General features: G+C 73.0%; 13 protein-coding genes and 1 pseudogene. 6 read left to right on the forward strand and 8 right to left on the reverse strand.

The features are described 5' to 3' along the window. Positions 1–3: 3 nt before the first annotated feature. Both ACFTXQ_RS12375 and ACFTXQ_RS12380 read left to right on the forward strand, forming a co-directional pair. Positions 4–1,107: a hypothetical protein gene (locus ACFTXQ_RS12375; protein ID WP_382639136.1), complete on the forward strand. Its 1,104-nt coding sequence runs from the start codon at positions 4–6 to the stop codon at positions 1,105–1,107. Positions 1,108–1,127: 20 nt separating this feature from the next. Next, positions 1,128–2,063, forward strand: coding sequence for a YncE family protein (locus ACFTXQ_RS12380; protein ID WP_382639137.1), 936 nt, complete (start codon positions 1,128–1,130; stop codon positions 2,061–2,063). A 130-nt stretch (positions 2,064–2,193) separates the two neighbouring features. Here the strand turns inward: ACFTXQ_RS12380 and ACFTXQ_RS12385 are convergent. Together ACFTXQ_RS12385 and ACFTXQ_RS12390 are read right to left on the reverse strand one after the other, a co-directional pair. Then, a pseudogene (locus ACFTXQ_RS12385) lies at positions 2,194–2,928 on the reverse strand (GNAT family N-acetyltransferase); the annotation flags it as partial. Between the two features lie 57 nt (positions 2,929–2,985). Further along, entirely contained in the window at positions 2,986–3,444 is a 459-nt protein-coding gene (locus tag ACFTXQ_RS12390; protein ID WP_382639140.1) for a hypothetical protein, read from the reverse strand. 90 nt (positions 3,445–3,534) lie between these two features. On the opposite strand from ACFTXQ_RS12390, the gene ACFTXQ_RS12395 reads away from it, so the two are divergent. Continuing rightward, a complete protein-coding gene (locus tag ACFTXQ_RS12395; RefSeq protein ID WP_382639142.1) occupies positions 3,535–3,816 on the forward strand; it encodes a hypothetical protein in 282 nt (93 codons plus the stop codon). Positions 3,817–3,830: 14 nt separating this feature from the next. Here ACFTXQ_RS12395 and ACFTXQ_RS12400 read toward each other — a convergent pair whose 3' ends face one another. Then, a complete protein-coding gene (locus ACFTXQ_RS12400) occupies positions 3,831–4,280 on the reverse strand; it encodes a hypothetical protein (protein ID WP_382639145.1) in 450 nt (149 codons plus the stop codon). Between the two features lie 233 nt (positions 4,281–4,513). Here ACFTXQ_RS12400 and ACFTXQ_RS12405 point away from each other — a divergent pair, with 233 nt between their 5' ends. Both ACFTXQ_RS12405 and ACFTXQ_RS12410 read left to right on the forward strand, forming a co-directional pair. Next, complete coding sequence (locus tag ACFTXQ_RS12405; RefSeq protein WP_382639148.1) at positions 4,514–5,776, forward strand: MFS transporter; 1,263 nt, start codon at positions 4,514–4,516, stop codon at positions 5,774–5,776. Positions 5,777–6,115: 339 nt separating this feature from the next. After that, the gene (locus tag ACFTXQ_RS12410) at positions 6,116–6,901 is read left to right on the forward strand and encodes a peptidoglycan-binding protein (RefSeq protein ID WP_382639151.1); all 786 of its coding nucleotides are present in this window, start codon (positions 6,116–6,118) and stop codon (positions 6,899–6,901) included. Positions 6,902–6,932: 31 nt separating this feature from the next. Here ACFTXQ_RS12410 and ACFTXQ_RS12415 read toward each other — a convergent pair whose 3' ends face one another. The 4 genes from ACFTXQ_RS12415 to ACFTXQ_RS12430 form a co-directional block, all read right to left on the reverse strand. Further along, a complete protein-coding gene (locus ACFTXQ_RS12415) occupies positions 6,933–7,886 on the reverse strand; it encodes an MASE1 domain-containing protein (RefSeq protein WP_382639288.1) in 954 nt (317 codons plus the stop codon). Between the two features lie 90 nt (positions 7,887–7,976). Continuing rightward, complete coding sequence (locus tag ACFTXQ_RS12420; RefSeq protein WP_382639154.1) at positions 7,977–8,798, reverse strand: PP2C family protein-serine/threonine phosphatase; 822 nt, start codon at positions 8,796–8,798, stop codon at positions 7,977–7,979. Between the two features lie 106 nt (positions 8,799–8,904). Next, positions 8,905–9,648, reverse strand: coding sequence for an SDR family oxidoreductase (locus tag ACFTXQ_RS12425; protein WP_382639156.1), 744 nt, complete (start codon positions 9,646–9,648; stop codon positions 8,905–8,907). A 58-nt stretch (positions 9,649–9,706) separates the two neighbouring features. Continuing rightward, on the reverse strand, positions 9,707–11,074 hold the full coding sequence (locus ACFTXQ_RS12430; RefSeq protein WP_382639159.1) for an FAD-dependent oxidoreductase: 1,368 nt from the start codon (positions 11,072–11,074) through the stop codon (positions 9,707–9,709). 111 nt (positions 11,075–11,185) lie between these two features. Between ACFTXQ_RS12430 and ACFTXQ_RS12435 the strand changes: the two genes are divergently transcribed. Then, a complete protein-coding gene (locus ACFTXQ_RS12435; protein WP_382639291.1) occupies positions 11,186–11,803 on the forward strand; it encodes a nucleoside/nucleotide kinase family protein in 618 nt (205 codons plus the stop codon). A 71-nt stretch (positions 11,804–11,874) separates the two neighbouring features. Here the strand turns inward: ACFTXQ_RS12435 and ACFTXQ_RS12440 are convergent, their stop codons facing one another. Beyond that, on the reverse strand, positions 11,875–12,279 hold the full coding sequence (locus tag ACFTXQ_RS12440) for a hypothetical protein (RefSeq protein ID WP_382639161.1): 405 nt from the start codon (positions 12,277–12,279) through the stop codon (positions 11,875–11,877). Between the last annotated feature and the right edge of the window lie 216 nt (positions 12,280–12,495).

Below are 12,495 nucleotides of genomic sequence, written 5' to 3' on the forward strand. Positions count from 1 at the left end.
CGAATGAATTTCGGCCACGACGAAGGACTCCGGCTGGCTCCACACGAGGAAGTTCCGCCGGAGAGAGTGGAAGAAGTCCTCGAGCAACTGTCTTCGATCCGTCAGGACGAGATCGCGCGACAGGCCACATTGGCTCGGAAATCTGCCAACATCGGGCGAAAGTACCGCGAGCGGCTGCGCAATGCCCTTGGCTCTGACGCCTATGATCAATATCGGTCAGCCGTGCTGTCTGACAGGAAATTCCGACGGCGCGACCTGGACCTTCCCTCGCATGTGAGAATCGATCCTTCGGACCGGGGTATTCGCGGTGATGAGGCGCTCAGAGCGCTGGAGATCGATCCGGAAGTGATACGGAGAGAGCGGCGTCGGGCGCAGGATCAGTTCGCATGTCTGCTTCCGAATCCGCCGGAGGAGGACGGTCAGTGGGTAGAAGTGCTCACGCCGGATCAGGTGCCGGACGAGGTGAAAGGCCGAACGATCAGGAGCCTGCAGTACTTCTCTCCTCCCTACAGTGATTTCGCGTGGGGTCATGACGGTTACTCCGACGGCGCGTTCACGAGGAGCCAGAGTGCCGGCGCGGATAACGTGACAGGGTTTGTCCGTACGTCCTCCTTGGTGGAAAACTACAACGCCGACGACTACGATTCGGCTTCGACTCAGGCTGCCGGCCTCGTTGGATTCTGGTACAAAGTGCCGACTTCCGGGTTGCTGGAGGTCTGGATCCACGTGCAAGTCAGCGTCGCGCGTCACCGGTTGATTTTGGTGGACGAGTGGGGCGTATCGGACTCGACCACTCGGCAGGACAATCAAATTGCGTTCAGGGCACAAGGCGGCGGAATTTTCACTCAGATGAGGACCAGCGTGGGATCAGGGTTCTATTTGCACCGTGATACCAGTGGTGTCTGGAATGTTGAAAACGTTACTCCGGGTCAGAAATACTGGGCGCACTTGTTCTCGGATGTCGCCTTCCCGGCCGGGACCTGGGTGCACGTCGAGGTCGGAACCCAGACCCTGACCTCCGAGTGGACCAACGACATGCAGGTGACCAGCGGTACCGACTTCCGGTACTTCATACCGCAGGCGGCGGTGGGATCCACCGGCGGCTGACCAACGAAAGCCGTACAGCGATGAAAGCATCCAACACTGAAAGGCCCCGTGTCGCCGCCACGATCCCCGTGGGGTGGAAGCCGGTCGGTGTGGCGGTGGACGTTCATGACCATGTCTTCGTCACCAACAGTGGTGTCAGTACGGTGTCGGTGATCAATTCCGTGACGAACGCGGTGAGCGCCACCCTCAACGTCGGACTCGGCCCGGAGAGCGTGGCAACAGACCCTCAATTCGGCGTCTACGTCGCCAACGGCGGCAATTTCACCGTGTCGGCCCTCGACAGGTTCCACGCCCTCGCCGCCACCATCAACGTCGGAGGCACGCCCGTCGTCCCGCCACCCGACAGGCTGAGGGTGGCGGTCGATCACCTCAGGGGTCTTGCCTACGTGGCCAACCGAGGTCTTGACAGGGTGTCGATCATTCGAATCAGCAGTGATCCCCCCTTCTCCTTCGAGTTCATCGAAGTAGACGGACCTCTCGGTGTGGCGGTTGATCCCGTAAGTCACCGCGTCTTCGTCACACGACCCGACCACAACAAGGTGTCGGTGATCGATACCACCACCACGACCCACGGGGACGTCATCTGGAACATCCCCGTCGGACACCACCCCACGGGTATCGCGATCGATTCCCAGAAGCGGCGCGCCTATGTGGCCAACTCCGGCTCCAACACCGTGTCGGTGATCGATATGACGACCGGTGGCGTCGCCGGCATCGACGTCGGCGCGAGCCCGACCGGTGTGGCGGTTGATTCCCACGGAGGCGTCTACGCCACCCACCCCGATGGCCTGGTGAGGGTGATCGATCCCGGCTCCGCCAGTGTGATCGCCAGGATCCCCGTCGGCTCCCAGCCGCAGGGACTGGTCTTCGAACCCCACAGCAACCGCATCTACGTGGCCAACTGCGGCGACGGCACGGTATCGGCCATCGACCTTGCCGCGACCAGTGCTCGCTGAGGCGGGTCAGCCGCGAGTCCGCGCCGCCGGACTCCCAACGGACCTCGCCGTCCTGGCGGTAGGGGGTCGGGCGGAGCCCGCAGGCCGCGGCGACCGCCGCCGAGGCGGTGTGGTCCGGGTGGACGTGCGCGACCAGGCGGACGATGGGGACCTCCGTCAGCCAGGCGGTGAGGATCCGGGCGGCCTCGGTGGCGAACCCGCGGCCCTGCCAAGGGGTTCCGATGACCCAGGCCAGCTCGGCGAGGTCCTGCGCCGGGGTGATCGTGGCCTGCACGGTGCCGACCAGCCGCCCCGTCCCCTGCAACCGCACCACCCAGTTCGCCCACACGACCCCGGCATCGGGCGACCCGCCCTCCAGCCGCTCGTACCGGGCCCGCAGCGCGTCCGCCGCCAATGGCGCCCCGCCGATGAAGGCATGCAGGGCGGGGTCACCCAGCACCCCGGCCATCTCCTCGGCGTGCCCGCCCTCCAGCGGCACCAGCTCAACCCGGGGCCCGCTCAGCGCGACGGGCCGGATCGCGGGCCGGCGGACCTTGTGAGCGGCCCGGGGGCGGGGGACGCCGTCGACCTCCAGGCAGACGCCGACCACCCGGTCGTAGCCGGTCCAGCCGTTCACGTGGCCGCGGTTGTTGCTGATCTGGACGCGCCGGCGGGAGGCATCGACGGCAGACACCAGGTGGAGGTACACCGTGCCGGATACACGCGCCAGGACGATGTCGCCGACCTCGAGCAGCGTCGGCTCAGCCGGCGCGACCCGGACCAGCTGCCGGCTGTGGATCAGCGGCGCCATCGATCCGCCGGTCAGCCGGAACTCCACGGTTTCGCCCCTGCCGATGCGTTCCGCCAGCGTGCCCAGTATGCCCATCGGGCGAGTTTCCCCTGATGGGGTCGTCCGAGCCAGAGGATTTCGGGGGTGTGGGCGTCAGCGAGGGGGTTCCACCTCCAGGAAGCGGCGGTGGCGGGGGCCGCGGTAGAGGAGGCATACCCAGCCGAGGCGTTCCAGGGCGGCCGCGCAGGCCGTCAGGCGGTCCTGTTCCTCCTCGGCCGCGCCGGCGCCGCGGGGGCCGACCCAGGTGACCTCCGCCCGGCCCGGCTCCGCGGTGGCGGTCACGCGGTAGCCCGTCCGCGCGGGCAGGCCCTGCGCGTCCACCGCCGAGGGCGGGATCCCCGACGCCTCCAGTGCGAGGGCCACCGCACGCGGCAGCTGCCGGACCTCCCACGGCGCGGGAACCTCCGCCCCCGCCGGTCCGTTGACCAGACGGCGGATCTGCAGCAGCCCCTCGTACGCCGTGCGCAGCTCCGCCGCGCGCCCGGCATCCGGTGGCCCGGCCGGGCCGTCACCGGTCGCCGCCTCGAAGCCCTGCCCGGGAACCGACACCACCTACCACCCCGCCCGTCTGAGTACCCCGTGCCCAACGGCCTGAGTATCCGCCCCGATTCCCCGCCGCGCCGCCGCTGGTCGAATGACGGCATGACCTCCGCGACGCCCCGCCCCCGCATGCAGCACGTGACCACCGCCGGTTCGGCCCTCGCCGTGGCCCTGGTCCCGCTCGTGGTCGGCGTCCTGCTGGCCAAGGCCATGGCCACGGACCCGATGACCCCCGTCAACGCCCTGATCGCGGGCGGCGGCCAGCGGGCCTCCCTGCCCCGGGGCGAGTGGCGCCGGCGCGGCCACAGCACCCTGCGCCGGCTGCGCACGGCCCGCCGTGACACGGCCCGCCGGTGCGCGCACGCCTGCGGCCGCCGCCCCTGAGGCCTCGCAGGCCGTCAGCGGCCGTACTGGCGCAGGCAGAGGTCCACGATGGACGGCGGGACCGTGCCCTCCGCGGCCGCGCACAGCTCCTCCACCCCCGGCGGCGGCGCCGGCTTCCGCCGCGGGTGGGGGGAGGCCGGCTTGGCCGCGCGCGGGCGGCGGGCCGTCGCCGCCGGTTTCGCGGGCCGGGCGGCGGGCGGCCGGGCGGCCTTGCCCGGGGGCTGCGCGGCGGCCGGGGCCCGATCCGGCTCCGCCTCCGAGCCGGCGGCGCCCGCAGCGGAGGACCCCGGCAGCTTCCCCAGGGGCAGCGGCTCCGGCACCTCCGGCGCGCCCACGGGCGGTACGGAACCCCGTACGGGAGCGGGAACGGGAACCGGAGCCGAATCCTGCGGGCCGACGGAAACACAGCCGGCGCTCGCGAGGAGCGCGAGGAGGGAGAGGGGCACGGCCCGGCGTAACAGCATCCGACCACCTTGCCGTACCGCCCGGCCGTCACCGGCCCCCGGCTCACGCGTCCGGGTGAAGCCGACCGGAGCGGAATCGATTCGCCGCCAGGGTGTGGACAGTGGGTAGGCCTGGATCCGCCGGTATGGCAAGGTCACGGGAACGGCAGTACGGGTGCCGGGGGAGGCGCGACCCCTGGCACCGCGTGCCGCCGCGCCCTGCCCGTCGATCCGCTCGTACGGAGTACCGACCCATGACCGCAGCCGCCGCGCCCGGCAACCCCGCGTCCCACCCGGAACCCGTGCCGCCCTCCGGTACCGCGCCCGGCCCCGACTCCGCCGCGGCCCAGGCCCCCGCCTGGAAGGGCTGGACGGCCGTGTGTGCCGTCGCGCTCGGGATCTTCTGCCTGATCACCTCCGAGCTGCTGCCCGTCGGCCTGCTCACCCCCGTCGGGGCCGACCTCCGCGTGTCCGACGGGACCGCCGGGCTCATGGTCACCGTGCCCGGCCTGGTCGCCGGCTTCTGCGCCCCCCTCGTCACCGTCGGCGCCGCCCGCGTCGACCGGCGGCTCGTGCTCTGCACGCTCATCGCCCTGATGGCCGCCGCCAACCTCGCCGCCGCCATCGCGCCGAACTTCGCCGTCGTCCTGGCCGCCCGCCTGCTCGTCGGAGTCAGCGTCGGCGGTTTCTGGGCCATCGCCGGCGGGCTCGCCGTCCGGCTCGTCCCCGGGCGCCACGTCGGCCGGGCGACCGCGCTCGTCTTCGGCGGTGTCCCCACCGCCTCGGTGCTCGGCGTCCCCGCCGGCACCCTGCTCGGCGAACTCGGCGGCTGGCGCAGCGCCTTCGCCGCGGTCGGCGCCCTCGGCCTCCTCACCCTGACCGCGCTGCTCCTCCTGCTGCCCCCGCTGCCGCCGACCCGGCACATCGGCTTCCCCGAACTCCCCGCCCTGCTCCGCGAGAACCGCGCCGTGCGCGCCGGAGTGATCGTCACCTTCCTCGTGGTGACCGGGCAGTTCGCCGCCTACACCTTCGTCCGGCCCATCCTGCAGGACGTCTCCGGCATCGACGCCGCCTACGTGAGCACCCTGCTGCTCGGCTACGGCGCAGCCGGGGTCGCGGGCAACTTCCTGGCCGGGACGCGCGATCCGTACCGCACGCTGCTCGCCGTCAGCGCCTGCCTCACCGTGATCCTCGGCCTGATCGCCGTCCTCCCGGGAGCGGTTGCCGGGACCGTCCTGCTGCTCGCCTGGGGACTCGTGTACGGAGGGGTTTCGGTGACCGTACAGAGCTGGATGATCAAGGCGGCCCCGGCCGCCGCCGAGGCCGCTTCCTCGCTGATGGTAGCCATGTTCAACCTGGCCATAGCCGCGGGCGCCCTGCTCGGCGGCCTCGCCGTCGACGGCATCTCCGCCCCCGCCGCCCCCCTCGGTGGGGCCGCCCTGATGCTGCTGGCCGCGGTCACGGTCTGGGCCACCTCCGTCCGCCGCAGGCCGGGCGATGCCGGTGACCTCAAGTGATCTGCGGGCAGAGACCGGATGGACGAGGGCAGATCGGACATCCGGCTTGACCAGGCCCGGCCCGGAGGTAAAGAGTGCGCCGGTCGAGAACCACCGCTTGAGCCGCACTTCGGAGACACCCCAGATGCGCATGTCCGTCCGCTCATTGCCCGAACCGGGGCACGCCCCGGCGCCGACCGGTGGTTCCCTCGCACTCGGCGGCACGCCCGGCCGCGCTCCGCGCGGAGCCGCCGCACGCGCCGTGACGGTCCCGGCCGCCCGGCGGCGCGGGGCCTGACCGGCCGGGTGGGGGCCGGCACCGCACCGCCGCGCCGGCCCCCGTCCCAGCCGGGGAGACACATGTCCCACGACTTCGACGAGAGCGGGACCGTCCCCGACGACGGCCTGTTCGTACGCCCGTACGCCCCCTCGGGCCGACCGCCCCGACCGCCCCACGAGACGGCGACCGGCCCCACCTGGCCGGAGAGCGGGCCCGTCCCCTACCCCGGCCCCGTCCCGGACCGGGAGCCTCCGCACGCCGCCGGCCGCCCTGCCCCCGCGCCCGCAGCCGCGCCCGGTGTCCGTACCGGCGACTTCGGGCGGCGCGCGCGGGCCCGCCGCGGGCGCCGGATCGCGCCCGCCGTCGTCATCGCCCTGGCGGCGCTCGCCGCGGCCGGGGTCCTGGTGCTCCTGCTGACCGACCCCGATCCGCAGCCGGCGCCCCGGGCCTCGCTGCGGCCCGACCTGTCCGTGCCCGTGCTCCCCGCGCGCAGCCCCGACGCCGCCGTCGGCGCGACGGGAAGCCACGCGCCCTCGGCCACGGCCGCCACCGCTCCGGCCACGCCCGGACCGTCCGGCTCGCCCGATCCCACCGCGAGCCGGAGCCCCAAGCCGACACCCCCGCCCAGCGCCTCCTCCGCGCCGCCGTCACCCGGCGGGGCGGGAACGCTGCGCCCGGGGGACCGGGGCCCCGAGGTCCGCGTCCTCCAGGAACGCCTGTTCGGGCAGGGGTTCACGTACGTCAGCATCAACGGCGTGTACGACGGACAGACCCGGCGCGGAGTGGCCCAGCTGCAGAGCGACCGGGGCATCACGGGCGACCCGAAGGGCGTCTACGGCCCGGCCACGCGGGCGGCGTTCGGCTGAGTGCGGGAGCGCCGGGACGGGGAGGGCGGCTTCACTCCTCGGGCCTGCGCGGACCGAGCTGGTCCACCAACTCGGCCAGGTCCTCGCAGACCTGTTCGATCTGCAGGCGGATGTTGTTCTGCTCGGTGACGAGCGCCGCCAGCAGCAGCCCGGTCAGGGCCGCCGCCCCGTTGAGGGCCTGGAGGTTGACCATGACCTCGAAGAGCGTGTGGTGGGCGAACGGTCCGATGTGCGCGGTCGCCGCCGAGATCGCGAGGACGGAGATGAGCAGGGCGCACGGCGCGCTCCCGGCGAGCTGGAACCGCACAGCCGCCCAGATCAGCAGGGGGAAGACGAGGAACAGCAGGGAGGTGGAGCTCCTCGTGGTCAGGACGGTGACGGCGGCGGCGGCCAGGAGCAGTACGGCCCCCTCGGCGGCACGCAGCAAGTCCCGGGGCACGTGCGCGCGGGTCAGGGCGAGCAGGAACGGTGTCCCCACGAGGACGCCCATGGCGTCCCCGGCCCACCACGCCGACCACACCGGCCAGAAGCGGCCCGGTGCCATGTCGCCGGTGAGGACGAGCACCCAGCTTCCGACGGACGCGCTGACCAGCATCGGCAGCAGGCCGCCCAGGAACACCAGCGCCACGCCGTCGCGCAGCCGGTCCAGTTCGACGCGGAAGCCGACCCGCCGGAGCAGCAGGTAGGCGCAGACCGGGGCCAGGGTGTTGCCCGCCATGATCCCGAGGCTGGCGAGGTGGAACGAGCCCATCCGCTCGATGACGAAGTACGTGCCGAGGGCGATTCCCGGCCAGATCCGCAGGCCCGCCCAGAGCAGGCAGGCGAGGGCGATGCCCGTGGGCAGCCACAGGGGCGTGACCGCCGCCCCCTCGACGACCACCTGCTGGAGCAGACCGATCCGCGCGGTCACGTAGTAGGCGGCGCAGACGCCGAGGATCCACAGGGATGTCCCGGCCGGCCGTCGCCATTCCTCGGTGCGCACCAGAGCATCAGACAACAGGCCCCGCCCGGGGCGGAGCATGACACGCGCTACACGGTCGGGAGCGGGACGCGGGCCGGGCCGGGGCCGGGGCCGTCAGGGGCCGGCCGCGTCGTGGCGCAGCACGAGCACGGCGGCGTCGTCGGCGTGGCCGGTGGAATCGGCCACCTTCATCACCTCGGCGGCCAGCTCGTCCGGGTCGGCGCCCGCCGCCTCCCGGACGACGCGGGCGACGCGCTCCAGCCCCACGTCGATCGGGAACCTCGGCCCTTCGACCACCCCGTCGGTGAGCAGGACGATCGCCCCCGCCTCCGTCAGCCGGCGCCGGGTCACGGCGTAGCCCGCCCCGGGCAGCATGCCCAGGGGCAGCCCGCCGTCGTCCTCGGAGAAGCCGTAGGCGCCGTCCACCGTGGCCCACACGGAGGGGACGTGCCCGGCCCGGGCGCTTTCGAGCTCCCAGGTCTCCGGGTCGAAGCGCAGCAGGACGCAGGTGGCGAAGAGGTCCCCGTCCGTCGAGAGCAGGACGTCGTTGGTCCGGCTGAGCACCTCGCCGGGGTCCTCGACGACGGAGGCCACCGCCCGCAGGCCGATCCGGACCTGTCCCATGAAGGCGGCCGCCTCCACGTCGTGCCCCTCGACGTCGCCGATGGAGAAGGCCAGTGCGCCGTCGGGCAGCCGGAAGCCGTCGTACCAGTCACCCCCGATGTCCAGGCCGTGCCGGGCGGGGGAGTAGCGGGCCGCGGTCCGCAGCCCCGGCAGGACGGGCAGCGAGGCGGGCAGCATCTCGCGCTGCAACACCTCGGCCAGCTGCACCCGGGCCTGTTGCAGGTCCGCCCCGGCCCGGGCCAGGGCGGTCAGCCTGCCCAGCCTGGACAGGAGGTCGGCGCTCGCGGCCCGCTGCTGACGGTGCGGGCTCATGGGCCACTCCTTCTGCTGCGCGAAAGGCCCGTGCTCATCATATTTCCGGTCGGCGCGGCGCGCGCTGGCAGCGGCCGTCCGGCCGCCTGCCGGGCCGTGCAGCGCGTCAGCGGCCGCCGGAGACCCTCAGGACGGCTCCCGTCGTGTAGGAGGCCTCCGGGGACAGCAGCCAGGCGATCGCCCCGGCGACCTCCCCGGGCTGCCCGGGGCGGCCCAGCGGGATTCCGGCGGCGGCCCGGGCAGGCCGGTCGGGATCTCCCATTGCCGCGTGCATGTCGGTCTCGATGATGCCGGGAGCCACGGCGTTGACGCGGATCCCGTCCGGGCCGAGCTCCTTGGAGAGGCCGATGGTCAGCGCGTCGGCGGCCGCCTTGGTGGCGGCGTAGTGGACGTAGTCCCCCGGGCTGCCCAGGGTCGCGGCCGCCGAGGAGACGTTCACGATCGCCCCGCCGCCGGCCGCGGCCATGTCCCGGGCGGCCCGTCGGCAGCACAGCAGGTACCCGAGGAGGTTGACCTCGACCACCCGCCGCAGGTCCTCGGTCCGGGTGTCGGCGAGCCGGCCCAGCGGTCCGGTCACCCCGGCGTTGTTGACCAGCCCCGTCACCGTGCCGAGTTCGGCGCCGGCGATGTCGAAGAGCCGTTCGACCCCGCATTCCTCCGAGGTGTCCCCGCGTACCGTCACACAGCGGGCCCCGGTGGCCCGTATCCGGTCGGCGATGTCCTCGGCGGCCGCGTCGTCGTGGACGTAGCCCAGTGCCAGGTCGTGCCCGTCGGCGGCGAGCCGCAGGCAGGTCGCGGCGCCGATCCCCCTGCTGCCTCCGGTGACGACGGTGACCGGACGACGTGACATGTGAGCCTCCTGTGCGTGCCGTACGTACGCGCTGTACGAGATTTCGCGGCGCGGCAGGCTAACACCCCCCTGAGCGGGCGACAGCGGCGCGCCGGGCGAGCAGCGCCCTGCCGACGCGCCACCAGAAGCGGGGCGTTTCCAGTGCGGCGGGGTGGCGGCGCATGTTGACCACGTCGAGAAAGCGCTCGTTGACCCAGGCGTCCGTGACGGAGGCTTCGCCCATCCGGTCGGAGAGGGCCTTGGCGAGCCGGTAGCCGGGCGGGTAGGGGCCGGTCACGTGGGGCTGGGCCAGGTCGGCGAGGGTGGAGACCTTCCAGGCGGCGTCGACGACGACCCGTACGTGCTCGAAGTAGCCGACGGCCGGCGCCGTGAGGTCGGCGCCCTTGCGGAGGTGGGCGGCGAGACAGGAGGCGTGCAGGAAGGCCGAGGTCATCCCCTGCCCGTAGACGGGGTTGAAGGAGGCGACGGCGTCCCCGACGACGAACAGGCCGCCGGGCAGCCGCTCGGTGCGGAACCAGTTGCGCCGCATGGAGTGCGCCATCGTGTACGTCTCGACCCCGCCGAGCAGTTCGCACCCCCGGGCGACGACCCCGAAGGGCGCGGCCTCCATCTCGCACATGCGCCGGAGGAAGGCGTCCCGGTCGCGGGTGAGGCGCCGGTCGGCGTAGGCGGCGATCACCACCATCCAGCGGTCGCCTTCGACGGCGGCCATGGCGCCGGTGTCCGGCTGCCGTTCGAGGGTGTCGGCGGCGAGGGGGAGCTGGTGGGCGACGCGTACGCCGGGGAGTTCCGCGCCGCGGCGGAAGAACCCGGTGGCGTAGCCGAGGTCGATCCGCATGCGGTCGACGGGCGGCTCGGGCCAGCCGCCGGCGCGCAGCCAGGAGGTCAGGCGGCTGGAGCGGCCCATGGCGTCGACCACGGCATCGACCGCGAGGCAGGACTCCGGCCCGCCGTCGGCCCCCTGGTGGAGTACGCCGGTCACGCGCCCGCCCTCGAAGCGCAGGCCGCAGGCCCGGGCCCGCACCACCGTCACGTGCGCGTCGGCGAGCGTCCGGCGGCGGACGCGTTCCTCCAGGAGACGGCGCGTGGTCCCGATGAGTTCGTTGCCGGGGACGGCCACCTTGCGCGTACCGCCCGCGAACAGCTGGATCTCGCCGCCGGCGCCCAACACCGCGCCGTGGGACACCAGTTCCTCGGTCAGTCCGGGGAACCAGCGCTCCGCCTGCGTACGGCCCATGTCGAGCAGCGCGTGCAGCTGACCGCTCTGCGGCACCCCCTTGCGGCCGTCGACGCCGTCCCGGCCGGCTCCCTCCGCGCTGTCCAGGGCGTCGGGCTCGATGAGCGTGACCCTGATCCCGAAGCTCCGTAAAGCCCGAACAGCGGCGAGGCCAGCGATACTTCCGCCCAGGACCGCAACGTGCTGCATGTGTCTCCTCTTCCCCGGAGCCTCGAATGAGACTTCCCGTCAGCACCATACGGCCGCTCCCCTTACGGGCAGGCAGCCCCCCGGTGCCTCGGGCAGGATGGGCCCGTGGAGATGACGGAACTGACGGCGCGGGCCCGCGCGCTGGCCGGCGGAGACGGCCGGGTCCGGCGGCGGATCCTCGGGATCGCCGGGCCGCCCGGGGCGGGGAAGTCGACGCTGGCCGGACGGCTGGCCGAGGCGCTGGGGCCGGAGCTGGCGGTGGTCGTGCCGATGGACGGGTTCCACCTCGCCCAGGGCGAACTGGCACGGCTGGGCCGGGCCGACCGCAAGGGCGCCCCGGACACCTTCGACGCGGCCGGCTACACGGCCCTCCTGCACCGGCTGCGCGAACCGGGCGGGGGCACCGTCTACGCACCGGCCTTCGACCGCTCGCTCGAGGAGCCGATCGCGGGGAGCATCCCGGTCGGGCCCGCCGTACCGCTGGTGATCACCGAGGGGAACTACCTGCTCCACGACACGGGGGAGTGGGCGCGGGTGCGGCCCCTGCTCGACGAGGCGTGGTACCTCGCCCCCGACGACACCCTGCGGGTCCGCCGCCTGATCGACCGCCACGTGCTCCACGGCAAGGACCCCGCACACGCCCGCGCCTGGGTGGCCCGCTCCGACGAGTCCAACGCCCGCCTGATCGCCCCCGGCCGCAACCGGGCGGACCTGGTTATCGGCTGGTGAGGGCGGGGGCGAGGGGCCCTGGTCCGGGCGGGTGCGTGCCGCCTGGACCAGGGCCCCTTCCGTGTGCGACGTCAGACGCTGTCGATCGCGAGCTTCGCGCCCGTCACCGGCGCCGCGGGCGTGATGACGTAGTCGAAGTTGCGGATGGTCTTGCGCGCGGAGTCGAAGTGCGGGCAGATGATCGGTCCGTACTCCCCGCGCACTCCGGGCCCCTCCTCCAGCCACCAGGTCACGCAATACCCGTCCGGCGTGCCCCAGCCGCTGCCGGGCTTCAGGTCCTCGATCCAGCCGGTGAGCTGGGCGGTGCCGTCGGCCTGCGGGCAGACGGTTATCTGGCCGCGCCCGTAGGACTGGGTCTCGGTGCGGGTGACGCACGCCGACGCGGCGGAAGACGTGGCCTGGGAGGCGGGGGTGGTCATCAGGAGGAGGGCGCCGACGGCTCCCGTCAGGGCCGCGGCGCGAACAACACTTCTCATGGGCTCTCTTCTCTCTCGAAGGCTCGGAGGCTCGAAGGTTCGAAGGCTCGGTGACCGGCGGATCCGCGGATGGCCGGATCCGATCACCGGTTCGAAAGATGACGGATGCACCTATACGGGCTCTTCATCCCGGACCGCCGCGCTTCTCGGGACGGGCGCGGCCCGCGTGGTGGGATGGGCCGGGGCGGGTCCAGCAGCTCACGGAGAGGTCGGGAA

The sequence above is a fragment of the Streptomyces sp. NPDC057010 genome (assembly GCF_042673805.1).
Classification (GTDB): Bacteria; Actinomycetota; Actinomycetes; order Streptomycetales; family Streptomycetaceae; genus Streptomyces.